The 24567-nt window shown below is 56.8% G+C and carries 22 protein-coding genes; 14 read left to right on the forward strand and 8 right to left on the reverse strand.

Annotation, left to right across the window (positions count from 1 at the left end; translation table 11 throughout):
- Positions 1-54: 54 nt before the first annotated feature.
- The 3 genes from Q4D85_RS00280 to Q4D85_RS00290 are packed head-to-tail and all read left to right on the forward strand — an operon-like array spanning position 55 to position 4036.
- Entirely contained in the window at positions 55-1452 is a 1398-nt protein-coding gene (locus tag Q4D85_RS00280) for an AI-2E family transporter (protein ID WP_303197681.1), read from the forward strand.
- 29 nt (positions 1453-1481) lie between these two features.
- Positions 1482-2510 (forward strand): DNA recombination protein RmuC, encoded by a 1029-nt coding sequence (locus Q4D85_RS00285; protein ID WP_303197408.1) that lies wholly within the window; start codon positions 1482-1484, stop codon positions 2508-2510.
- Positions 2511-2563: 53 nt separating this feature from the next.
- Complete coding sequence (locus Q4D85_RS00290) at positions 2564-4036, forward strand: DUF6542 domain-containing protein (RefSeq protein WP_303197410.1); 1473 nt, start codon at positions 2564-2566, stop codon at positions 4034-4036.
- A 132-nt stretch (positions 4037-4168) separates the two neighbouring features.
- Here the strand turns inward: Q4D85_RS00290 and Q4D85_RS00295 are convergent, their stop codons facing one another.
- On the reverse strand, positions 4169-5134 hold the full coding sequence (locus tag Q4D85_RS00295) for a 4-hydroxy-3-methylbut-2-enyl diphosphate reductase (protein WP_303197412.1): 966 nt from the start codon (positions 5132-5134) through the stop codon (positions 4169-4171).
- A gap of 67 nt (positions 5135-5201) precedes the next feature.
- Here Q4D85_RS00295 and xseA point away from each other — a divergent pair, with 67 nt between their 5' ends.
- Complete coding sequence (xseA, locus tag Q4D85_RS00300; RefSeq protein WP_303197414.1) at positions 5202-6434, forward strand: exodeoxyribonuclease VII large subunit; 1233 nt, start codon at positions 5202-5204, stop codon at positions 6432-6434.
- A 38-nt stretch (positions 6435-6472) separates the two neighbouring features.
- Positions 6473-6715 (forward strand): exodeoxyribonuclease VII small subunit, encoded by a 243-nt coding sequence (locus Q4D85_RS00305; protein ID WP_303197415.1) that lies wholly within the window; start codon positions 6473-6475, stop codon positions 6713-6715.
- Here the strand turns inward: Q4D85_RS00305 and Q4D85_RS00310 are convergent, their stop codons facing one another.
- The 3 genes from Q4D85_RS00310 to Q4D85_RS00320 all read right to left on the reverse strand — a co-directional run bounded on the left by Q4D85_RS00310 (position 6716) and on the right by Q4D85_RS00320 (position 10333).
- Complete coding sequence (locus Q4D85_RS00310; RefSeq protein ID WP_303197417.1) at positions 6716-8398, reverse strand: hypothetical protein; 1683 nt, start codon at positions 8396-8398, stop codon at positions 6716-6718.
- Between the two features lie 3 nt (positions 8399-8401).
- Complete coding sequence (locus Q4D85_RS00315) at positions 8402-9115, reverse strand: DUF3558 family protein (RefSeq protein WP_303197418.1); 714 nt, start codon at positions 9113-9115, stop codon at positions 8402-8404.
- 645 nt (positions 9116-9760) lie between these two features.
- Positions 9761-10333: a DUF4245 domain-containing protein gene (locus Q4D85_RS00320; protein WP_303197420.1), complete on the reverse strand. Its 573-nt coding sequence runs from the start codon at positions 10331-10333 to the stop codon at positions 9761-9763.
- A 364-nt stretch (positions 10334-10697) separates the two neighbouring features.
- Between Q4D85_RS00320 and glpX the strand changes: the two genes are divergently transcribed.
- Entirely contained in the window at positions 10698-11705 is a 1008-nt protein-coding gene (glpX, locus tag Q4D85_RS00325) for a class II fructose-bisphosphatase (protein WP_303197421.1), read from the forward strand.
- Positions 11706-11921: 216 nt separating this feature from the next.
- The gene (locus tag Q4D85_RS00330) at positions 11922-13316 is read left to right on the forward strand and encodes a class II fumarate hydratase (protein WP_303197423.1); all 1395 of its coding nucleotides are present in this window, start codon (positions 11922-11924) and stop codon (positions 13314-13316) included.
- 81 nt (positions 13317-13397) lie between these two features.
- On the opposite strand, the gene Q4D85_RS00335 is transcribed toward Q4D85_RS00330, so the two are convergent.
- A complete protein-coding gene (locus tag Q4D85_RS00335) occupies positions 13398-14066 on the reverse strand; it encodes a GntR family transcriptional regulator (protein WP_303197425.1) in 669 nt (222 codons plus the stop codon).
- 221 nt (positions 14067-14287) lie between these two features.
- Between Q4D85_RS00335 and Q4D85_RS00340 the strand changes: the two genes are divergently transcribed.
- The 4 genes from Q4D85_RS00340 (at position 14288) to Q4D85_RS00355 (ending at position 18008) form a co-directional block, all read left to right on the forward strand.
- Entirely contained in the window at positions 14288-15541 is a 1254-nt protein-coding gene (locus Q4D85_RS00340; protein WP_303197426.1) for an NRAMP family divalent metal transporter, read from the forward strand.
- 124 nt (positions 15542-15665) lie between these two features.
- Positions 15666-16424: a LamB/YcsF family protein gene (locus Q4D85_RS00345; RefSeq protein ID WP_303197427.1), complete on the forward strand. Its 759-nt coding sequence runs from the start codon at positions 15666-15668 to the stop codon at positions 16422-16424.
- Positions 16399-17067, forward strand: coding sequence for an allophanate hydrolase subunit 1 (locus tag Q4D85_RS00350; protein WP_303197428.1), 669 nt, complete (start codon positions 16399-16401; stop codon positions 17065-17067). The genes Q4D85_RS00345 and Q4D85_RS00350 overlap by 26 nt, the downstream gene beginning before the upstream one ends.
- Positions 17068-17096: 29 nt before the next feature.
- Complete coding sequence (locus tag Q4D85_RS00355; protein WP_303197682.1) at positions 17097-18008, forward strand: biotin-dependent carboxyltransferase family protein; 912 nt, start codon at positions 17097-17099, stop codon at positions 18006-18008.
- Here Q4D85_RS00355 and Q4D85_RS00360 read toward each other — a convergent pair.
- On the reverse strand, positions 18003-18740 hold the full coding sequence (locus Q4D85_RS00360) for a substrate-binding domain-containing protein (protein WP_303197429.1): 738 nt from the start codon (positions 18738-18740) through the stop codon (positions 18003-18005). The genes Q4D85_RS00355 and Q4D85_RS00360 overlap by 6 nt on opposite strands.
- Positions 18741-18804: 64 nt before the next feature.
- Between Q4D85_RS00360 and Q4D85_RS00365 the strand changes: the two genes are divergently transcribed.
- A complete protein-coding gene (locus tag Q4D85_RS00365) occupies positions 18805-19161 on the forward strand; it encodes a DUF5997 family protein (protein ID WP_303197683.1) in 357 nt (118 codons plus the stop codon).
- Positions 19162-19271: 110 nt separating this feature from the next.
- Here Q4D85_RS00365 and Q4D85_RS00370 read toward each other — a convergent pair whose 3' ends face one another.
- Positions 19272-20069, reverse strand: coding sequence for an aminotransferase class IV (locus tag Q4D85_RS00370; protein WP_303197431.1), 798 nt, complete (start codon positions 20067-20069; stop codon positions 19272-19274).
- Entirely contained in the window at positions 20066-22147 is a 2082-nt protein-coding gene (pabB, locus tag Q4D85_RS00375) for an aminodeoxychorismate synthase component I (protein WP_303197432.1), read from the reverse strand. The genes Q4D85_RS00370 and pabB overlap by 4 nt, the downstream gene beginning before the upstream one ends.
- 128 nt (positions 22148-22275) lie before the next feature.
- On the opposite strand from pabB, the gene Q4D85_RS00380 reads away from it, so the two are divergent.
- Positions 22276-22917, forward strand: coding sequence for a TetR/AcrR family transcriptional regulator (locus Q4D85_RS00380; protein WP_303197433.1), 642 nt, complete (start codon positions 22276-22278; stop codon positions 22915-22917).
- Between the two features lie 5 nt (positions 22918-22922).
- On the forward strand, positions 22923-24539 hold the full coding sequence (locus Q4D85_RS00385; RefSeq protein WP_303197434.1) for an MDR family MFS transporter: 1617 nt from the start codon (positions 22923-22925) through the stop codon (positions 24537-24539).
- Positions 24540-24567 lie beyond the last annotated feature (28 nt).

Here is a 24567-nt window from a genome sequence, read left to right on the forward strand (position 1 = left end):
CCAGAGTTCGCCGAAGCGGCTGAAGTTTTTGAGGAGCTTCAGCCAGAAACTTCCGTGGATCACATCGACCGAGCCGAAATCATCGCTGATGGTATCCGTAAACTAGCCACCTGGTGTCTGCGGCTGCTCATCATCACCGCCGCCGCTTTCGTCTTGTGGTACGCAATTAAACAACTGTGGCGGGGCGCATTGCCGATTGTCTTGGCGATTATCGTCTGTACCGTTTTATGGCCGCCGGTGGCTGGGTTGCGTCGGCTCGGGGTGCCGCGGGCTTTAGCGTCGTTGACGGCAATCTTGGGGGCGGTGGGCGCATTTAGCTTCCTCATTTGGATGATCGCTCCCTCGGTCGGCAGGCAGTCCCACGCACTGTATTTCCAGGCTTTCGAGGGGATTCAGCGCCTGCAATTATGGCTACAGGGGCCACCGTTTAACCTGGATTCGGATGACTTGGATGACAGAATTAACTCCGCAGTCCAATGGGTACAACGACGCACCGGCTCTATTGTTTCGGAGATTTTCTCCGGCTTGGGAATCGCAACATCGGTCATCGTCACCTTGGGTATCGTCTTGGTTCTCACGTTTTTCTTCCTCAAAGACGGCGACCGGTTTTTGCCGTGGCTACGGGGCATCGTGGGTAAACGCGCCGGTTGGCACCTGACAGAACTGTGTGCCCGGGCGTGGATCACGCTCGGTGGCTTCATCCGGGCCCAGGCGACCGTCTCCGCAGTAGACGCAATTTTTATCGGTATCGGACTGATTATCCTTGGGGTGCCGATGGCATTGGCTTTGGCGGTGTTAACGTTCTTAGGCGGTTTCATCCCGATTGTGGGCGCATTCGTCGCGGGCACTTTGGCGGTTTTGGTCGCGCTAGTGTCACTGGGTGTGACCAAGGCGATCATGGCATTGGCGATCGTGTTGCTTGTCCAGCAATTAGAGGGCAATATTTTGCAGCCGCTGCTGCAATCCCGTGCGCTCAACCTCCACCCGGTGGTGATCTTGGTTTCGGTGACGGTGGGCGGTTCGCTGTTTTCCATCATCGGTGCGTTTTTGGCGGTGCCGTTCGCCGCCATGGTGGCCGTCCTGTTCCGGTATTTGCACGACATGACGGCGTTGCGCGCTGGCGAAAAACAGGCGAGCGAAATCGAATTCGTCACCACTGCGGGTTCGATGAGTGGGTTATGGGGCGAAGAAATCGGCCGGAAGCTGCGGGCAAATCGCGTTGCGGCCCACGACGCGCTTGTCGACGCCGCAGCCGATGCCCACTCAACCGATAATCATGCTGCGCCCGGTAGCGCCGATCACGACGACCGACTGGACGCTGAGCCAATGGTACGCAGAAGAACCAACCGATATTCGAGCAACGGAAAAATGTCGCGATTGGCGGTACGATCTGCGCAAATGCAGAATAAAACCAAACAAATGTTCGAGAAAATTCGCAGGTTCCGCAATTAGTGTTGGCCCGATGTGCAATCGTGTAGGGCATGAATACAACTGTGCCGCTCGTTGCGTTGATCTGTTTAATAGCTGGTGGTGCCATCGGCTGGTTATTACGGGATAGGAAACCACCAGTCACCGCCACTGGGGCAAGCCCCGCTTTTGATCCGATTTATCGGGCGCTTGATTCGCTTAATTCCCAAGTCCGCGAGCTGGAGGTGGGCCGGGCAGAAGCGTTTGCCACCATGTCCAGCCAGTTTCAACACATGGCCCAAGCCATGGCACATACTAATGCCCAATTAACCCAGAACACCTCCAAGTTGGCAGCGGCGCTGACCAATCCGCAGGTTCGGGGCCGGTGGGGCGAGATCCAATTGGAACGGGTCGTGGAATTATCTGGAATGGTCAAGCACTGCGATTTTGAAACCCAGGCGCACCGCAACCACCAAGGTGCGGTGGTTCGTCCCGACATGGTGATTCATTTAAGCGGTGAACGCAACCTTATCGTGGATGCCAAAGTTCCGTTTAGCGCGTATTTGGACGCGATCAACTCCGGCGACCCGGAAGAGCAACAAGGCTTTCTTAATCGCCACGCCCATTTAGTACGCACCCATATCACCGCATTGTCAGGCAAAGAGTACATTTCGGCCTTCCAACCCACACCGGAGTTCGTGGTGATGTTTGTTCCCGCTGATCCTTTCTTAGACGCCGCGTTATCGGCGGACTCAGAGCTTTTAGAATTCGCTTTTAGCCGCAACGTCATCATCGCCACCCCCACCACACTTATCGCCCTACTGCGCACGGTCGCTATCACGTGGCAACAGCATTCGGTCAACGAACGTGCGGCAACGGTACTGCAATTGGGAAAGGAGCTTCATAATCGGCTCACCACACTGGTTGGGCACCTCAATAAGGTTGGCCATTCGTTGGATAAAGCCAGTCAATCTTTTAATGCGGCAATGTCATCAATGGAATCAAGAGTGATGGTCACGGCGCGAAAAATGAGTGCGGAGGCAGGTTTGAAAAATCTACCATCGCTAAGGCAAAGCGAAGAGTCTCCTGAAAATATTTTGTGACATTAACCTGTGCGAATGCCCCTTTTTGTTTCGAGTCGGTAACATGGGTGTTCGTGTCGAGAGTTTTGGAGAAGCACCACGCTGCGCCTCATGCCGCGCAATTCTTTGGTATTCCCCTATGGTTATCCCTCATCATTTTGACTGGTGGGCTGGCCGTAGGCTCTTTGCTGACCGTTGCTAGCGGGACATTGGGCCTCGCCTTTGTTGTGTGTTTCGTGGTGACGGTGTTGTTTCTTTCAATTCTCACTCAGCCAAAGTCGCTGTTTCTCTTAGTTGCCAGCATTCCTATCTTCTTCGCCGTAGCCATCGTTTTAACCGGTTGGCTTTTGGTACGCCAGGGGCTTCCCAACCCGGACACTCCGCTGTCGACAACCCAGATCATCACTTCGGTCTATCCGCTTTTGCAGCAATTCCCCGTCATCTTTGGTGCCACGGTGGGCGCTGGCTTGCTTGCCGCAATTCGGCTTTTCCTGCTGCGTAGGTTCTCACAGCAATTAGCTGATAAAACCACCCAGGAATACCGCAAGGAAACCGAAACCAATAGGCGCAGTGCCGCCCAAGCATCCCGGGCCCGGCAGCAAACCCAACGCACTCGGGTGCGAGATCATGCCACGGCGGAAACCGAAACCGTTACTGTGGAGGAATTGCTCAAGCGCAATTCCCAGCAGCGATCAGAGAAGAAGCGCGGCGCAGCCGAGCGACCGATCTCACCAGCTGCCACCACGGTTCAACCTGTGGTGCCCGATCCAGAGCCAGCAACACCGCAACAGAAACCGGCCGCAACCCAGCGTCCGCGTCGGGTTGCTCGCGTCTCCGGTGAACGTCCTGCCGCTGCACCACAGCCGCGGCCTGAAACGCAGAACCGCCGGGAGCCGGTGGCACGCCAGCAAGCCCCCGCAGCGGCACAGAAACCGCGCCAAGGGCAGCCGCAGCGGCGTCGACAAGCGGCACCGCCAGCCGCAGCCCAGCCGGAACCGACCGTGTCCGCAGCGCACAGTGCGGCACAGCAGCGCGCTGAGCAACGGGCGGAGCATCGTCAGCAACGTCTGCGTCGCGGTGAGGCCGCAACCCAGCGTCGAAACGCACAGAGCGAGGGACGCCCCTCCCGCCGGGTTGCCGCATCTCACCCGCCGGTGAACCGGCAAGCCCCGGCAGCCGAGCAACAACCCCGGCAGCGTAATCAGCAAAGCCAGCAGCGGGCGCAGCGCCCCCAGTCGGGCGCGGAGTCACAGGGCGGTCGTCGTCGGCTTCGATCTGGGCAACAGCAACGGCAGAACCCAGGAGTTCAGCCGCGAAATATTCACCCCGATACAACCGCAACCAATCCAGGAATCGGTTTGGTCGATGGCGCACGGGGGCAGCACTCGCTACGCAGCCAGTCGGAGGCGAATATCCGTATTGTGAAGCAACCCGGCCAACAGCCTCGGCAGTCGAACAACCGAACCCAGCAGCCAACCGGCACGCAAAGCTCCACCCCGCGACGCAGGCGGCGGCGCTCGTCTCTCAATGACGACCTATACCGTTAAAGCTTTTAAGCCGCGGCTCCCCCAGTCAGTTTCCTTACAACAATGCTGGGCGTTGTCCGCATAAATAATCCCCCAAGAACACGCCAGGTTTGAACTGATCGTTGTTTTCTTGGGGGTTAATCGCGAATGACTTTAGGTGCGCGGCGGGCGCAAGTCGCGCGGCAATGCGAAGGTAATTTTCTCCGCAGCGGTTTTTACTTCCTCCACGTCGGTGAATCCCCGCTCGCTTAAGAATTTCAACACATCTTGCACCAAAATCTCAGGCACGGAAGCGCCGGAGCTAAGACCGATGGTGGAAACCCCCTCCAACCACTTCTCGTCGATCTCGTGGGCAAAGTCGACCAGGTAGCCAGCCTTAGCGCCCGCTTGGAGCGCAACCTCAACAAGGCGCTTGGAATTAGAAGAGTTTTGGGAACCGACGATGATGACAAGATCGGCGTTTTCGCTAATAGCCTTCACCGCTACCTGGCGGTTCTGGGTGGCGTAGCAAATATCGTCGCTGGGTGGGTTTTCCAATTGCGGGTATTTCTCGTGCAGCAGATCGACGATTTCCATGGTCTCATCCACCGACAGTGTGGTCTGGGACAGCCACACGAGTTTTTCTTCGTCTTTGAGAAACTCCGGTAGGCTTTCCACTCCTTCTACCCCATCCACCAGGTGGGTAACGTCGGGAGCTTCGCCTGCGGTCCCTTCGACTTCTTCGTGACCTTCGTGGCCTACCAGCAGAATCTGGTAGCCGTCGCGGGCAAACCGCTTGGCTTCGTTATGCACCTTGGTTACCAGCGGGCAGGTCGCATCTAAGGTATTGAGCTGGAGCCGTTTGGCTTCCGCATGCACGGCGGGGCTGACGCCGTGGGCGGAGAATACCAAATGGGCGCCTTCGGGAACCTCGTCGGTTTCGTCGACAAAGATCGCACCCCGCTGCGCCAAGCTGGTTACGACGTGGCGGTTGTGAACAATCTCTTTGCGCACATACACTGGGGTGCCGTACTTTTCTAACGCCCGTTCCACGGTTTCAACGGCGCGGTCAACGCCGGCGCAATAGCCGCGGGGCGCAGCGAGGAGCACCTTTTTGTTGGTCTCTGCAGGGGAAGTCATGGGTTTAAGCTTAAACTACTTTGTAGTCAGGCCAAATACTTAAAGATCAGATGGGACACGGGTTTCTATGCAGACTTCCCCCGACGAAGCGTGGTGCGTGAGCCAGCTCAACGCCAAAGTCAAGGGTTGGATTGAACGATTGGGCCACGTATGGGTCGAAGGCCAGGTCACGCAGTTTAAAGTCAACCCCCGCTGGAAATTCGCCTATCTCACCCTCCGGGACACCGAAGTCGAGGCAAGCGTGCAGGTCACCTGCCCGCAAACACTGCTGAGCAACCCGGCCGCACCAATTCGGGAAGGCGACCGGGTGGTTATGCTGGGCAAACCGGCTTTTTACGAAGGACGTGGCGCATTCTCGCTGTGGGTTACCGAAATCCGACCGGTGGGTATCGGGGCGATGCTTGCCAAGATTGAACAGTTGCGGCACCAACTCGCCTCCGAGGGGCTTTTCGACGCCGACCGCAAACTCCCTCTACCCTTCCTGCCACAGAAAATCGGGTTGATTACCGGCCGAGGCTCCGCAGCCGAACGCGACGTTCTATCGGTCGCGGAATCCAGGTGGCCCGAGGTGCAGTTCCGGGTGATTAACACCGCCGTTCAAGGCGCAAAAGCAGTACCTGAGGTTATCGCCGCACTCGCGGAACTAGATGCCGACCCAGAAGTAGATGTCATCATTATCGCCCGCGGTGGCGGTTCCGTAGAGGACCTCCTGCCGTTTTCCGAAGAAGCCCTCCAACGGGCTGTGGCTCAGGCACACACACCGGTGGTGTCGGCTATTGGGCACGAGCCCGATAATCCGATTCTGGATAACGTGGCGGATCTGCGCGCGGCCACCCCGACCGACGCCGCCAAGCGGGTCGTACCCGATGTGGTGGTGGAGCGAAAACTCATTACGGAGCTTCGATCCCGCAGCCAGGCGGCGCTACGCGGCTGGCTTCAGCGCGAACAGCAACAGCTGGCGGCAATCAGGTCGCGTCCAGTGCTTGCTGATCCCCACACCACACTTAACGTGCGGCGGGAGGAGATTCAGCGCACGATTACCGCTATTCGACGAGAAATCCAGCACCGCATAGCAGCCGAAACCCACCATGTTGCCGGGCTTCGTAACCAAGTAGCAGCGCTCGGACCTGCCGCCACCCTGGCACGTGGCTACGCGGTGGTTCAGGTAATCCCTCGGGATGGCCGACCCCCGGAGGTAGTGACCACCATCGAACAATCACCGCCTGGCAGTCAACTGCGTATCCGGGTGTCCGACGGTTCCATCACCGCCGCCGCAATGCAAACCCACCCGGCAGATTAATCAGAAAATACTTCCCACACACAAGGAAACCCATAATTATGAGCACAGATGTTTTCGGACAAGGCACCGGCGAAAACGCCTTCGCCCCCATCTCTGAATTGAGCTACGAACAAGCCCGCGACGAATTAGTAGAAATCGTCCGCATCTTGGAATTAGGCCAGATGGGACTTGATGAATCACTAAAGTACTGGGAGCGCGGTGAGGCGCTGGCGAAACGCTGCGAGGAGTACTTAGCAGGGGCGTCGAAGCGCATTGATGATGCACTCGACTCAACCAATTGATTATTCGCGTACCCAGCTTCCGATGACGCCTGGGATTACTTTGGGTTGTTCACCCAACAGCGCTTTGAGGTTGGCGTCTCGTTCAACACTCGCAGTAATACCCCGTATCGGCTTCTTCCGCTTACGCTGATTCTCATTATTGTTATTGTTCTGCCCACCAATCGGTGCCCCAACCATCGGGGTACCAGCACGCCCGCCACTATTTGCACCACCAGCACCAGCGGCTGACTTCACACCGCCTGCGCCAGCACTGTTTCCCACACTGCTGCCGTTGCCGGTTCCATGTGGGGTTTTCGGTGCAGCACCAACCCCACCACCAGCACCACCACCGAATCCAGGGCCGCCACTACCACCAGCACCGAATGCACGGCCACCAGCACCACCAGTTCCGCCTCGCATGCCAGCCGAACCTATCCCACCGGCCATACCGTAACCACCGATCCCACTCATACCGGCACCCATACCAGTACCAGCGTTACTACGACCACCACTGGTAGCGGAGTGCCCGTGGCGGAGTCCACCAGACGCAGGAACACTCCCACCACTGATACCACCCCGACCACCAGACACACCGGGTGTCAGGCCACTAAACACCGGCGCATGTGCTGACGCACCGGAACCACCTGCTCCTGCTCCAGTAGGAAGCCCCGTGATCGGTGGCATACCCGGTGCCGGTGCTGCCGGTGCACCCACCCCACCAGTAGTTGGAAGAGTCGCAGTCGATGCGGCCTGTGTCCCCATCCCCACAGGATGAAGCGTACTCGTCGCAGGTGAGGGCGGTGCGCCAGTAGAATCCGACCCGATTGCGGCACTACCACCACCAACACCAGCACTGTTATCAATCATCAAATTCCGAATCACTGGTACTGCTTGGGATAACGCACCGCTATACACCCCATGAAATGCTGTCAGATACAACTTCTCTGCTGCTTCTTTTTCCGCAGGGTTCGCAATAGTCTGCAACGCAGACAACGCTTGAGATGCCTGAGTATGAAAATGCGGAGCAATCGTCGACAACACCCCCACCGACCGAGCCATCTCCGTAGCATTCGCCGCGAAATACGACGCTTTCGCCGCAGTAGCCTTCATCCCCGCGGTAGCCCGCAACGCCGCAATCCCCTGATTCTGCGACGACAACTGTCCGGCGATGCTATCCAACTGCGCTGCAATATTTGTTGCATGCGTCGCCATCGACTGCCAGTCCGCCGCAGCCTGGGCGGCTTGACCCGACTGTGTTGCACCCAACTGTGCGACTAACGTTTCCAACGACACCGACGGAACCGGGGTAGGTGGGAGGAATGGAAAATCCGCAAACGACGCCGCCGGTTTCGACGCGAACTCCGCAACATCATGCTCAAATGTCCCACCACTATCAGCAGTATCCAACCCGCGTGACAGTGCAAGATCATGACCGGTAAACGCCACATGATTCAACCGCAGATTCACCCCCAACCAGTCGACCAAATCGCGGAAACTCGCCAACACATCACGAGCACTACCTAACCCACCCTGAATCACCTGCGCATGATTCACACCCAACTCACGCAAACCAGACAACGGAGAAAACGCACCATTCAACGTACCTCGAAGCGCGATACCATAGGTTTCCTTGGCATTAAGTTGGGCATTTTTGATGCCGTTAAATGCACTTTCAAATGACGCTGAATTTATCAACATGGACATTGATTATCCTTTCAGAGCAAAGATTTTCTGCAACATATCTACTGCTTCCTGACAGGACATTTCAGGTGTTATTCCGTGAACCAAGTTTGATCCTGATGCAGTGAGGCTTATCCGTCCTCGGTTCGTCGACACAGCTATAGTGCAATCCAACTCATCATCTTTGTCAGAAAGCCTATGCTGATACCAATGCTCCGGTAGAGGTATTAATGGTTGATCGACAATAAGACCCAATGACTCAACGTGCTCATAAGTAACGACATCAGTTGAAATCGTGAAACCAAAATCACTTTTCGATATGTCTATCGGGTTTACTGCACAGACTGCAAAGTCTTTGCGTGCTGTGTGGGAAACATCCCAAATAGTAAGTCCGAATTGCTCGTATTGTTCTTTGGTTACTTCCCCGCAGGGATCAAAAACCGCGAAATTAGGGTCGTTTGGGTCAAATGTTCCAGTACCTACCTCCAACACCTCACCGAGCGTTTTCGGTTGATCCGCCTGCGATGACGCTGCCTGTTGGTGGGATTGCGACTGGTTTTTGGCAGCCAAGTACTGAGCAAAAGGTGCAGATAACCCGCAGCCAGAAAGCAGAAAGACACAACACACCACAGTCGCTATCAAGACGCGGTGCGCTGAACGAGCTGTCATCTGATTAGGCATAGTCCTGGCATGCATTGACATTTTCTTGACCATTTCCTCAAAACCGCCTTTCAACGCCACTGACAACCAGTGTAAAACCAAATAGACAACGTGCTCTATACAGTTAGACTCACTCACCACCCCAACCGGTTCCATAAAAAATACCGCCACCCCCAAACGGGTAACCCACCGTCACCGCATCAGGTCGGAGATTCCACCCACCACTTCCTAAAGCCCCAGGAACGAACCGGGTTACCACCCATAATCCCCGACTTCCAGAAAACCGGCACAACAACCCCAACCCACAGGCCGCGCTGGCGGCGTCGACAAGCACCCACACACTTCTACAGGTCGGAGATTTGCGCAAAACCTGGGGTCACAGCCAACTAGAACTGTTCGAATTTCGGAAATCTCCGACTTTCACACCCCGTCACCGCATCAGGTCGGAGATTCCACCCACCACTTCCTAAAGCCCCAGGAACGAACCAGGTTGCCACCCGCAAGCCCCGACTTCCAGAAAACCAACACAACAACCACAACCCACGTGCCGCGCTGGCGACGTCGACAAGCACCCACAGTTTTCACGTCCGAGATTTACGCAACAATTGATGCTCGCCCCAGCTAAAAGTTTTTGAATTCATGAAGTAAAAACGCTTTGTACCCATGTGAAACTTGTTACGCCACAGTAAAGCAGTGGCGTAACGGGTGATAGGGGCGGCGAAAACGCTAAGGTTGTTTTCTCATTGGTTCGGAATTAATCGTGCGGCTGATCAGGTCGTCGAATTGTTCTTTGGTGGCTGCACCGGTTACCAATAGGCGCACATCGCCTAAATCGGCCACCCTTATATCGCGGACATCGGCGTCCTCAGATGCATAGCGGGAGACTGCCACCCCGGCTACGTCGTAGGTTTCGACGAGTTCCCGGAAATTATTATCAACCCCGGTCACGGCCTTATCCGCCGGAACATCGGTTTGTGTTAATTGCACGTAACCGTCTTTACCAATCACCCACCCGACAATCGGTGCGGGTTTTCCGTCGACCGCGCCACGGCGCGCCGAATTGGCTACCCACCCGGCGGGGACTTCCGGCAGGCGCAGCGGAAAGTTCATAGCGCGGGCTTCAAGATCGAAAAACGCCGCCGCGTCGACTTTGTTTACCTGCACATTTTCCGCCGTATCCCGACCGTAACTGCACATTCCGGTAAAAGCCACCGAGACGATCATTACCGCCAGCACCGCCGCCAACGATAATGCGATGTCGCGTCCGCTTTGAAAGATCCTTGGTTTTTCTTCAGCCACGGCGACAAGTATCGCACGAATTGCACCAAAACGGGGAGCCGCGCAATGTTGTCACGCCGACGGAACCCGTCAAGCTGAACGTTTGCGCGAAAGCCAGCAGGAGGTCGTGGCGGGATTTCACGGTGGCATACGTTGTGCATGCCGCTGTGAAAACACACCTCAACCGGACATGGCGTAATTCCATTCGGGCAGAAATACACAATCAACAGTGGTATAAAACACCATAAATCCCCCAATTTGGGTGACTATTTCCCCCACGGGCTGTGCCTAAAGTGGAAGAATGATAAACGGATTTTGGTTTTAGCTTTCCAATTTCTGTGTTTAAAAATCTGCCCGCGTTTGTTATAAGGAGGCTTAACGCCCCATGTCTGACCTGCACCTTGGTGTTCCCGACCGCAACCTCGCCCTTGAACTCGTCCGCGTGACTGAAGCCGCTGCCCTTGCCAGCGGCCGGTGGGTAGGTCGGGGACAGAAAAACGAAGGCGACGGCGCAGCTGTAGACGCCATGCGTAAACTCATTAACTCAGTTCAAATGAATGGTGTCGTCGTCATCGGCGAAGGCGAAAAAGACGAAGCTCCGATGCTTTTCAATGGTGAGCATGTGGGCACCGGCGACGGCGCAGAGGTAGACATCGCGGTCGACCCCATCGACGGCACCTCGCTCATGGCTGAAGGCCGCCCCAACGCCATTTCCGTTCTCGCGGCTGCGGAACGCGGCACGATGTTCGACCCGTCCGCAGTGTTCTACATGAACAAAATCGCGGTTGGTCCCGAAGCTGTTGGCACTATCGACATCACCGCTCCCGTTGAACACAATATCCGGGCAGTTGCGAAGGCCAAGGGCATTTCTCACTCCGATGTGACGGTTGTCGTGCTGGACCGCCCCCGCCACGAGAAGTTGATCGCCGATATCCGTACCGCAGGCGCTAAGGTTCGGCTGATCCGCGACGGTGACGTGGCTGGCGCTGTGGCTGCAGCGCAAGACAACAACTCGGTGGACATCATGATGGGTATCGGCGGCACCCCGGAGGGAATCATCACCGCCTGCGCCATGAAGTGCATGGGTGGCGAAATTCAGGGTGTACTAGCGCCGAAGGACGAGGCAGAAGCAGAAAAGGCACGGGCAGCTGGGCATGATCTTGGCCGGGTGCTATCAACCAACGATCTGGTCAGCTCCGATAACTGCTATTTCGTGGCTACTGGTGTTACCAATGGCGATATGCTGCGCGGTGTTTCCTACCGCAAGAACGGTGCCACCACCCGGTCGTTGGTGATGCGGTCGAAGTCCGGTACGGTTCGATTCATCGAGTCGGTACACAAGCTTGCTAAGTTGCAGGAATACGCAGTGGTGGATTATTCCCCGAAGGGTTAATCAAAGCATCGCATTACTGCACACCTACACGCCCGCCTTCTGTTCCTTCTTGGAATGGGGGCGGGCGTCCGCCTTAAAAGTGATTCAGCGCACGTGTGAAAGATTGTTACCCCCTTTGCCACATTATGGAGAGTTTTTGGTACATACTAAGGGGTAGTGCTTTTCCAGCACCTTGTTTTGTACACCCCTTTCACACTTAAAGGTTGGACAACGTTTATGACTGAGTACCGCATTGAACACGACACCATGGGCGAAGTAAAGGTTCCGGTAAACGCACTGTGGCGTGCGCAAACCCAACGAGCTGTTGAAAACTTCCCAATTTCTGGCCGTGGTCTCGAAGCCGCTCAGATCCGCGCAATGGGTCTGCTCAAGGCTGCCTGCGCACAGGTAAACAAGGATCGTGGCCTGCTTCCAGGCGAGCAAGCTGACGCCATCATCGCCGCCGCGAAGGAAATTGCCGAGGGCAAGCATAACGCCGAATTCCCTATCGATGTTTTCCAGACCGGCTCTGGCACCTCCTCCAACATGAACACCAACGAGGTCATCGCCTCCATTGCTAAGGCAAATGGTGTTGAGGTTCACCCGAACGACCATGTGAATATGGGTCAGTCCTCAAACGATACTTTCCCAACCGCTACCCACGTTGCCGCCACCGAAGCTGCCGTCAAGGACCTCATCCCAGGGTTGAAGGTGCTGCACGCTTCCTTGGAAAAGAAGGCACAGGAGTGGAAGGAAGTAGTCAAGTCCGGCCGTACCCACTTGATGGATGCAGTTCCTGTGACTCTCGGCCAGGAATTCGGTGGCTACGCCCGCCAGATTGCCGCTGGTATCGAGCGCATTGAAGCGTGCCTGCCACGTTTGGGTGAGCTGCCAATCGGCGGTACAGCCGTAGGTACCGGCCTGAACACCCCTGCCGATTTCGGTGCCAAAGTCACCGCAGAGCTGGTGAAGCTCACTGGCGTATCCGAGTTGAAGGAATGCGTTAACCACTTCGAGGCGCAGGCTAACCGCGACGGCTTGGTGGAGTTCTCCGGTGCCATGCGTACCGTAGCTGTGTCTTTGAATAAGATCGCCAACGACATCCGCTGGATGGGTTCCGGCCCGCTGACCGGCTTGGCTGAAATCCATCTGCCTGACTTGCAACCAGGTTCGTCCATCATGCCGGGTAAGGTCAACCCGGTTCTGTGCGAAACAGCCACCCAGGTTGCCGCCCAGGTTATCGGTAACGACGCCGCAGTCGCATTCGCCGGTTCCCAGGGCCACTTCGAACTCAACGTGTTCATCCCAGTGATGGCGCGCAACGTTTTGGAGTCCGCAGCACTTCTGGCTAACACCGCCCGGGTCTTCGCCGAGAAGCTTGTCGACGGCATCGAGCCAAACGTCGAACGGATGAAGACCCTCGCTGAGTCCTCCCCATCGATCGTCACCCCACTGAATTCCGCAATCGGCTACGAAAATGCCGCTAAGGTTGCTAAGACCGCTCTGAAGGAAGGCAAGACCATCCGTCAGACGGTTATCGACATGGGCTTCGTCGATGGTGAAAACCTCACCGAAGAAGAGCTGGATAAGCGCCTCGACGTTTTGGCAATGGCCAATACTGACCGCGACTAATCTGATCGCTTGATAATGGAGGGTGTCGCACCACCCTCCATTTTTATTGCTTTTCTTGTAGCCGCTACAGAAACTGTGGCGCTATTCGTTTTCGGCGAGAAGCTTCGCCATATTGGCTTGGGAACGATTGAGGTACTGCTCCAAAGAGATAACCGCAGCGGCGAAACCACCCCGTTCGATCTGTTCCAGAATCCGCTTGTTGTCCTGGATAAACGGGACATGCACTTTATCCTCCTGACCGGAGGTCATGAACACCAGCCGGGACTGGGCCAGGATCGTTCGCCCCAATCGGGTCATGCGGTTATTGCCGCCGGAACTGAAAATAGCCATATGGAAATGACTATTGGCGATGGCTAGCGCATTCCAATCGTGATTCGCCATCGCACGATCCGCATCGAAACAGGATTGCCGCATGGCGGCAATGCAGGTCGCCGTCGCATCGGGATCGGTGCCAATGTGTTGGAGGCAGGCGGCCTCGCACATTCGTCGAAAAGTATAAAGATCCTCTAAATCCGCAACCGTGAATGCCCGCACGAACACCCCGCGATTCGGGCGGTGGATCAGTAAGCCTTCCTGCATGAGGAGCCGAAACGCTTCGCGGAGGGTATTGCGCGAAACCCCATATTTTTCGCTGGCCGCCATTTCCGACAATTGTTGATTGGGGTGATACACCCCTTCCAGGATTTCCTTACTGATATGGCGATACAGTTGGTCGGCTGCGGAGCGTATTTTTTGCGGATACTGATTCATGATCGTTGTGTACAAAAGAACTTTGGGGCTATGACGATTGAGCTTCGATTAACCAGTGTACTTCACACCCCCATTCGCCCCCTATACCGGCAACCACCTTTATGTAAGCTCAGTCACTTTATGGGGGTATTGTGCGAACCGCCACTTATGGTATAGATTTCCGTTGATCCAAAAATTCCCAGATTGTTTAACAATCTCTCCTGACAAGGAAAGAGCAACCCATGGCAGATACTTCCCCGCCGCCCCACACCGGCCCGTCTTTAGCGGAAGCGACCGCCAAAGCTTCCACCCGCAGCGCACTGCTTGGCGCAATCTTCCTGATGGCCACCAGCGCCATCGGCCCGGGCTTCCTCACCCAAACTGCCACGTTCACGAGCAAGATGGGGGCCGCGTTCGCCTTCGCCATCGTCGTATCCATCGTGCTTGATATCGCCATTCAAATGAATGTGTGGCGGGTCATCGGAATCTCTGGCCTGCGCGCACAGCAGCTGGGCAACCATGTGATTCCCGGCCTCGGCTACGTCCTTGCGGTCTTGATCGCCATCGGTGGTTTGGTGTTCAATATCGGAAATATTGCCGGTGGCGGCTTGGGGCTTAACGCCTTAATGGGCTTGGATGCCAAGATCGGCGGCGTCATCACCGCGTTAATCGCCATCGCGATTTTCCTTTTCAAACAACTAGGCGCTGCCTTGGACAAAATCCTCGTGGTGCTCGGCATCGCCATGATGGCACTCACTCTCTATGTCGCCGTCGTGTCGCAGCCACCAGTTGGCGAGGCACTACGCAACGCGGTACTGCCGGACGACATTGACTGGGTAGTCATTACCACCCTGGTCGGCGGCACCGTCGGCGGCTATATCACCTATGCCGGTGCTCACCGGATGTTGGACTCCGGCAAAACCGGAATCGAACACGTAAAAAGTGTCACGTCGTCTTCCATCACCGGTATTTTATTAACCGGAATCATGCGGGTTGTGTTGTTCCTCGCCGTCCTGGGCGTGGTCGTCGGCGGCGTTGTGCTCGACGCGACCGGAAACCCAGCGGCCCAAGCATTCGAAGCAGCCGCTGGCGAGATCGGGCTCCGTCTGTTCGGCATTGTGCTGTGGGCGGCCGCATTAAGCTCGGTCATCGGCGCCAGCTACACCTCTGCGACCTTCCTGGTACCCAATACCCCGGAGAAGAAACGCCTGCAATCGATCATCACGATTATCTTCATCGTTATTTCCTGTACCGCTTTCGTGGCTGTCGGCACCGCACCGGCATTACTGTTGGTTTTCGCTGGCGCATTTAACGGCTTGGTGTTGCCGCTCGGATTCACCCTGATCGTCTACATCGCCGCGTTTCGCTCCTCAGATCTTTTACATGGCTACCGCTACCCTCGCTGGCTCATCGCCGTGGGGGCAATCGCAGCCATCGTCGCATGGTGGTTGGCCTGGCAATCCTTTGAAAAGGTATTCGCGTTACTAGGTGGGTAATACCCACACCAAACCGGCTCCCCCATCACAGTTTCATTGCCCACAATCAAGCCACAAGAGCCGGGCAGCCGGTACCGCCATCACCAGCCCAACCTAGCCACCAGTTTCAAGGAACATACCCGCCATGCCGCACATTGATCTCAACGCCGACCTAGGCGAAAGCTTCGGCGCGTATACCATCGGCAACGACACCGAGGTATTAAAGCTGATCACCAGCGCAAATATCGCCTGTGGTTTCCACGCCGGCGACCCGCAAGTCATGCTGAACACCACCGCCCACGCCATCGCCGGTGGGGTTCGAGTTGGCGCCCATCCTGGCTACCGCGATCTAAGCGGATTCGGCCGCCGCACCATGACGTATTCGCCGCGCGAATTAACCGCCGAAATCATCTACCAGATCGGCGCGCTGCAAGCCGCCGCCGCGGCGAATGGCGGCACTGTGGAATACGTAAAACCACATGGGGCGCTATACAACACCATTGCCAGCGATAAGACCCAAGCGATGGCGGTAATCGAAGCAATCGCCGCGCTTGACCAATCACTGTCCTTAATGGTGTTAGCCGCCAGCCCAATCGTGGAATGGGCCCGGTCGGCTGGACTGACCGTGATCGAAGAAGTATTCGCTGATCGTGCCTACAATCCCGACGGCACCTTAGTCTCCCGTGCCCTCCCCGGCGCGGTCCACCACGACCCGGAGGTTGCGGCCGCGCAGGCGGTCGCACTTGCCACGGGGCAACCGATCACCACGCTTGATGGCACCACGATCACGTTGCCCGCCGATTCCTTGTGCGTGCATGGGGATAATCCGCAGGCGCTGGCGTTGATTGACCGTATCCGCACCGAATTGACGGCAGAAGGTGTGCATCTTGGCTCTGGCAATTAAACCGCTCGGCGACGCCGCCGTCATCGTCGACGTCACCGCCACCCCGATTGATGCCGCCGAGGTTCTTCACACCGTCATGGCACTTCATTCCGCCATCATGACGGCGATCCACACAGAACAATTGGCAGGCGTTGTCGATGTCATTCCCGCTGCCGAAACCATCGTGGTCACGGTTGATCCGGCGCGGTTGACGCCCGCGCAGGCGACCGAGGTGATTAAGGGGCTTCCGGTGTCGGTCTCGGTGTCGGCGTTGACTCCGCCGACCACCATTGAGATTCCGGTTACGTATGACGGGGTGGATCTGGCTGATGTGGCCCGCTCCCTCAATGTCACCACTGGGGAATTAATTTCTATCCACACCTCAACGTCGTGGGTCGCCGCTTTCGGGGGTTTCGCGCCGGGGTTTATGTATTTGACGGCCGCGCAGTATCCGTTGCAGGTGCCTAGGCATTCGAGCCCGCGCACGGCGATTCCGGCTGGTTCGGTCGGCTTGGCGGGTGGTTTTAGTGCGGTGTATCCGCAGCAATCGCCGGGTGGTTGGCAGATTATCGGTATTACTCGGGAAGTTATGTGGGATAGCAATCGTGATCGTCCGTCGTTGATTCAGCCGGGCGATGCGGTGCGGTTTGTGGAGGAATCATGACGGAGATGCACGGTGGTCAATTGTCGGCGATGGCGGTGCCGCCCCGGCAAGGCTCCCGCCCGATTGCGCGGGTGTTACAGACTGGGCCGTTGGCGTTGTTCCAGGACAGGGGTCGCCCGGGGTTTGCGGCGATGGGGGTCAGCGCGTCGGGTAGTTTCGACCGGTTGTCGGCGGCGCGGGCTAATCACGCCGTGGGTAATGCCGCTACCGCTCCGGTCATTGAGGTGCTCATGGGCGGTTTTGCGGTGGAGTTTATGGTTTCCACCAGCGTGATTATTACCGGAACTGATGCCCAGGTAACGATTGAGTCTGCTGATGGCCAGGTTCGGCGCAGCTATACGAATGTCATCATTGATGTGGTTGCCTCCGACCGGTTGAGTGTGTCGGCCGCCGACTACGGGTTGCGTGCTTATGTGGCGGTGCGTGGTGGTTTCGACGTGCCGGAGGAATTAGGTTCGGCAGCCAGGGATCAGCTGAGTAGCATCGGACCTGCCCCTATTGCTTCGGGGGATGTCTTATGGTCGTCGGGTGAGTTTATTGAGGAACTTCAGTGGTGGCCGAGGTTGCGGCAGATTCCAACGTTGTGGCGCAGGGTACCGCAGGAGGAATTGCACGTTATCTTGGGTCCACGCCATGATTGGTTCAGTGCTGAGACTATCTTGAGTTTCTTAAGCCAGGTGTTTACGGTCAGCGCCGACTCTAATCGGGTGGGGGTACGGATGATTCCCTCTACCCCGCTTCTGCGATCGCGGGCCAGGGAATTGGCAAGTGAGGGCATGGTGCGGGGTGCGATTCAGGTTCCGCCGAATGGGCATCCGGTGGTGTTTGGCCCGGATCACCCGGTGACGGGTGGTTATCCGGTGATCGCGGTGTTAACGTCCAAGGCCTGTGACCGGTGCGCGCAGCTGGCACCGGGGCAGACGGTGCGGTTTAAATTATGATCTGCCGTTGCCGCGGCGCTTCTTAGGCTTCTGCTTGTCGACGCCGCCCCGGCGCGGTTTCCCGGACGTGGTCTTGCCGGTCGCGTTAGCCGTTTTACCTGAGCGTGCTGCGGCGCGTGCTTTCTTGGCGAGTGCTTTTTCACGGGCGGTTTTCTTCGGCTGTGCCTGGCGGGAGGAATTGGCGGTTCGACCTTTGGCAATTCCGACGAAATCTTGGATCGCGTCGTTGTCTTTTTCTTTGCGCCACACCAATGCGATGGTGGTGGCGGTTATCTCCGGGTCTACGTATTCGCGGTGTTCGACGAGGTTTCCGCTCAAGTTTTTTAGAAGTGGCCGCGGCGCGATCACTATTCCGACCCCAGCGGCAACCACCTGGAGGTGGGTGCGGATCTCGGCTATGGTTTCGCCGGTGAGTAAACCGGTGGCTGGTAGCCGGTAGTGGATGATGTCGTCGGTGATGTCGGTTTCGGTGAGGGTTTCCAACAGGGTGAGGGTGTGATCTTTGTTGAGAGCCACGCCGAGTTGCTCGTCGTAAAGCGTCACCACGTGCATGCTGCTATCGACGCGGGCGTCGGGTAGCCGCACTAGCCCCAAGTCGGCGGTGTCGGCGATGACGAGCGCTAGGGGGTCGTCGCTGCTTGTCGCGGCTAATCCGCCGTGGCGGGTGCGCTCGGTGAAGCGGCCGCACCACTTGTCGGGTTCAGTGCCGGTTACGAAGCTTAAGCTCAACATGGAAGTTAATGCTACCGTTGTTTGTGTGAATGAAGAATCTGTACGCAAGCCATCCGGCACCGCGATGAAGCCCCAAACCGCTGCGAAGAAGCTGGGGATCTTTTTGCCAGCCACGCCAGAGGAGTTCCAAGCTAACGCCTTAACCCACGAGGAATTCGTGGCGTTGCAGAAGAATCCGCCGGAGTGGTTGGTTCAGTTGCGCCGCACTGGGCCCCATCCGCGCCCGGTGGTTGCCCAAAAACTCGGTATCACCATTGCCGCGCTCAAGCGCAATGGCATGGATAAGGCGCTGACCACCGCCGAGATCAAGGAGCTGCTGGAGAATCAACCCGATTGGTTGCGTGCCGCCCGCACCGCGCTGGCCGAAAGCCGAACCGGGGAAGCCGCAGAAGATGCGGAGCCGGAAGGATCCGAGGCATAACGACGGTTATGTTTGGGCACGAACCCACAGAAAGAGCTCATTCTATCTACAGGGTTCATCTTTGATGGTTATCCGTTAAGGCGCACGGCCATTTTCACGCCGGGCGCCTTTTAATTTTTGAAGGTTCGAATATCGACGGCGCGGTCCGCCAATGCGGTATTGAGTCGCCGCACCAGTTCTGGTTCGGTGGGTAATCGGTGCCGGGTAGAGCCGATGAGTATTTCGGGCACGTCGGTCCAACCGTGGAGCGCGTTTCCGACGATCACCGGGTAGCAGGTTAGCTCTTGTGGGCTACGGGTGGCCTCGGCCGTGGGGAATAAGCTCTGTGTCAGTTTCCACGTAACCGATTCCAAAACGCCGGTATCGGCTGCATAGATGATGCCATCGGCAAGGAATGCTAACGCACCGAAGGCCGTTTCTATCGCAGCACCCGCCGGGTTAACTAATAAGGCGTCGTCGCAGCCGTTTCTGCGAGCGGCCGCATTCAGCGCCGTTAGCTCTTCTAAATCCCACCCTTTGATCCGGGGTTTGAGCCGTGGGTCCGGGGTTTCGGGCACCCAAAGTGCGGTGTGCCTGCGCCGGGAGGGGGCTGGCCGGAGCAGAAACCGAATGTCGTCGGTTTCCGGATAGTATTCCAATCTGGGAAACCACTGCCCCACTACCGGCATGACGGCGGCGAGCCCTGCCACAAGCGATTCAGCGAAGGCCTCGACGTCGCTGGTTTCCGGCAGATAACGAGTAGCAGGAAATTCCGCATAAATGCTGCGGCCGAATCGGCGGCAGTGGCTTTCCACACTACGGATTCGACCATCATCGACTAAGAATGAGTCGATGATCCGGGGCGCAGCGTCGGGTGGATTCTCAGCTGGGATCAGCTGCCCGCTGGTTGGTTCTACGACGTAGCTCATTGGGGAAAATCTTGGCCGATAAGCCGCAGCAGGGGTGCGGCTTTGGTGATGGTCTCTTGGTATTCTTCTTCCGGGTCGCTTAAAGCCAAGATGGCTCCGCCTACCCCGTATTCCAGTAGGCCGTCGCGGATAACGATGGTTCGAATGACCATTGAGAAATCCATGGCGCCGTTTAAACTGAAGTAGCCGACCGCACCGGAATAGATTCCGCGCGGGCCATCTTCTAATTCCTCAATGATGTCCATCGACCGGTACTTCGGCGCGCCGGTCATGGAGCCGCCGGGGAAGGTGGCGAAAAATACGTCCGCCAGGGTGTTTTCCGGGGCCAATTCGGCGGTGACGGTGCTGACCAATTGATGCACGGTGGCAAAGGATTCGACGACGAACGGTGCTGGAACCGTGACCGTTCCAGGCCGTGCGATCCGCGCTAAATCATTGCGCACTAGATCGACAATCATGAGGTTTTCCGACCGATCCTTGGGGTTGGTCTCAAGGTCTGCCTTTAGCTGGTTATCAACCACAGGATCTTCGCTGCGTTTCCTAGTCCCCTTGATGGGGCGGGATTCGATGATCCGCTCGGGCGTGACTTTAATAAACCGTTCCGGCGAGCTGGAAAGAATAATCTGGTCGCCGAAATTGAGGAATGCGCCGAAGGGGGCTGGGTTCAGCGCCCGGAATTTCAGGTACGTTCCCAGTGGATCACACGAAACAACATCGGCGCTGAGCTGGTTTGTTAGACAAATCTCGTAGCTGTCCCCGGCGCGGATGTACTCCTGGCAGGCGGCTATCTTGGCCAGGTACTCTTCCCTGTTATGCCGGGCGGTAAGCGGGCCAACTGTAATCGGGTCGGCTGGGATGGTTACCGGTTGCAGCGAATGAAGTTGCTCGCTCATCGCCTGCGCCCACTGGTATTGCGCCGCGTTGGCGGCGGTATCGCGTGCTGGCTGCGGCTCGGTTCCGTCTTCCTGCCCGCTTTCTGTTTCCAGCAGGAACAAGATATGAGTTTTATTGCGGCGATGATCGACGGCAATGACCCGGTCGGTGAAGATAAACGACGTGGTGGGATAGTGCTGCTCTGCTGAGGCAGAATGTCCGCAGATGCTTTTGACTTCGTAGGAGACAAATCCGACCCAGCCGAGGGTGAAATCAAGGTCGAGATGGTCGACGTCGCGGGTGTCGGCGCTAAACAGTTCCTTCTCGGCGATATACAGCGCCCCACCATCAATACCGTCGATGTGTTCGCCGCCAGAATGTGGGCCCGCGTTATCGCCGAAGTAGCTGACCTGGCCATCGGGGTGGTTTTTATCGCCAGCATCGAACCAAAAGGTGGACGCCTTTTCGCGGTACAGGTGATGGAAGGCCGCAGCGGCATCGACCGCAAAATCGAGGGTTCGGGCTTCGACTTTCCACCGGCACGATTCGCTTGATCCGGGTTTGTCGTCAGTTAGGTCTTCAGCTAGTTCGTCGCCAGCACCAGCAGCGTTGGTGACAAAATCTAGACCTGTGTGTCTAGCCGCGAGCCGCAGGAAGTTTTCCAATAGCCTATGCCCATCGAAGCCGCCGATGGATTCGGGGTGAAATTGTACGCCCCACTGGGGCTTGCTCGCATGGGCGATCGCCATGGTGATGCCGTCGGTAGAACGTGCGGTGATCTCGATGTCCTCGGCAATGGGGTCAGCAATAAGCGAATGGTAGCGGACGACGGTTACCGGGTTTTCTATCCCGGAAAACAACCCGGTGCCGTCATGTTCTACCAGCGAAGTTCGCCCGTGCACGGGTTCCGGCGCCCGGGTGGTGCCGCCGCCCCAGGCGTAATTGATGGCTTGGTGTCCAAGGCAAACTCCCAAAATGGGAACGGTGGTGTCCCGGATAACGTCGAGGGTTTTTCCGATGTCGCTGGGATTATCGACCCGACCGGGCCCCGGTGACAGCACGATGGCATCGAACTTTTCGACGTCCGCAATGTCGTAGTCCGCATCGTAGCTTACGACAACAGGGCGGGCACCGATGATGTCTTCAATGTAGGAGACAAGGTTGTAGGTAAATGAATCACGATGATCGATGACGAGGACACGCACCTTTTAGAGGTTAATCCAGGTACCACCTACTGCGCCATGTGACCGGTTACACGCAGGACGACACAATGCCCTAATTTCACAGGGTGCAATTTTGCACTTAGTGCAATTTCGGAACTATACTCACATACATGACGCAGCAACAAAAATCTCATCGCGAAACCAAACGCGCAAAAACCTATGCCAGCCTTGAAGAAATCTCCACCCGGCTGGTCTTAGAAAAAGGCATGGCGCATGTGACTATCGACGAAATCGCCGCCGAAGCCGGGATTTCCAAACGCACATTTTTCAATTACTTCCCCACCAAAGAAGATGCAATCTTAGGGCCAGCCCCCACCCCGCTGACCAAAGAACATAACGAAAAATTCATAGCAGTCGATCACCCCAATCTGACCAAGGCAACCCTAGAGGTATTGCTAGACATGATTTTCGATCCGGTGCGCCACACATTCGATTCCGCCACTTACACCAGGCGGCACCGCATCTTAGAGGCAGAACCGGAACTTCTCCGACAGCACTTCGCGCGGTTTCATCAAGCCCAAGAGCAGGTAGAGCGGCTCATCGAGGAGTATTTGGCCACCCACCCCAACCGGCAGCGCACCGCAGCTACCCCCGCAGCGGAAGCGTTGATCGTCACCGGCATTGCGGTATCAGCAATTCGCTCAGCGTACATGCTGACTAAAGCCGCGGGACCGATAGAGCCACAGGCCTTTAAAGCCGTAGCGCTTGATGTATTAGCCGATTCCACCACAATTCTTCAATCGAAAGCATAACAATCATGACACTTATCAAACAGAAATCTGCAAAACAGAAACCCGAAGCGGGTAGGCATACCACCTCTATGACGCCGGAGGAGCAAAAACGCGCCTGGTGGGTACTAGGTGCGCTCATGGTGAGCATGTTATTAGCAAGCCTCGACCAGATGATCTTCTCCACCGCGCTACCGACCATCGTCGGCGAACTCGGCGGGGTCGACCACATGATGTGGGTTATCACCGCCTATCTTTTAGCCGAAACCATCATGCTGCCGATCTACGGAAAATTAGGCGACATACTAGGCCGAAAGAATCTTTTCATCGCAGCTTTGGGGATTTTCTTGCTAGGTTCGGTTATCGGCGGAATGGCTGATTCCATGACGCTTTTGATTACCGGCCGCGCGGTCCAAGGCATTGGCGCAGGCGGCATGATGATTTTGTCCCAGGCGATTATCGCCGACATCATTCCGGCACGGGACCGGGGCCGCTATATGGGTGTGATGGGTGGCGTATTCGGACTATCCTCCGTCCTCGGGCCGCTACTCGGCGGCTGGTTTACCGAAGGCGTCGGCTGGCGCTGGGCTTTTTGGATGAATCTGCCGTTAGGCCTTATCGCGATCGCCGTGGCCGCTGTCGTCATTCGGATTCCCCGCCCGGCGAAAGCGGCAGTTCACTGGGATTACCTCGGTACGTTCTTCATGATTATCGCCACCGTTTCGTTGATTCTGGTTAGCACCTGGGGCGGCTCGCAATATGCGTGGACCGATCCGGTGATTCTTGGGCTTATCGCCAGCACGGTTATTGCCGGCACCGTCCTCGTGATCGTGGAACGTCGCGCCGCCGATCCGCTGATTCCGCTGGATTTCTTCGCCAACCGAAATTTCGCGCTGACCACCGGCGCTGGCTTGGTACTGGGAATCGCTATGTTCGGCGTTTTAGGGTACTTACCCACCTACATCCAAATGGTGGAGGGAATCTCCGCCACCAACGCCGGATTCATGATGATCCCCATGATGGTTGGCATGTTAGGGTTTTCCATCTGGTCGGGAAATCGCATCACCACCACCGGCCGCTACCGCCACTTCCCTATCATCGGCATGTCGATCACCATCGGCGCGCTGATTCTATTGCACGGATTAACGGTGGATACGCCGCTGTGGCAGATCGGGCTCTATCTGTTTATCCTGGGTGCCGGGTTAGGCCTATGTATGCAGGTACTGGTTCTGATTGTGCAAAACTCGTTGCCGCTAGAGGTAGTCGGTTCAGCTACAGCGGTCAATAATTTCTTCCGCCAAATCGGTGCCTCACTGGGTGCTGCCTTGGTTGGTGGTGTGTTCGTGGGCAATCTCTCCACCCTGTTAGAACAGCGTCTGCCTGCGGCGGTGGCGTCGTTAAGCGAAGCAGAGCGCACAGCTATCGGTGCCGGTTCCTTCGACGCGAACCACATGACCCCAGCGTTGGTGCAAAATCTCCCCGCCCCGCTTCACGACGCCTTCGTCGGCGCCTATAACGACGCCTTGACCCCGGTGTTTTTGCTGCTGATCCCGCTGGTGACGCTAAGCCTGGTTCTGGTCAGTTTTGTCACCCATACCCCACTGCGCACCACGGCGCGGTTAAGCGGCGATCATACAACCGACTAGAAAACCCAAAAATCCACCCTCATGCCTT

It is taken from the genome of Corynebacterium sp. (genome assembly GCF_030532965.1).
GTDB lineage: Bacteria > Actinomycetota > Actinomycetes > Mycobacteriales > Mycobacteriaceae > Corynebacterium.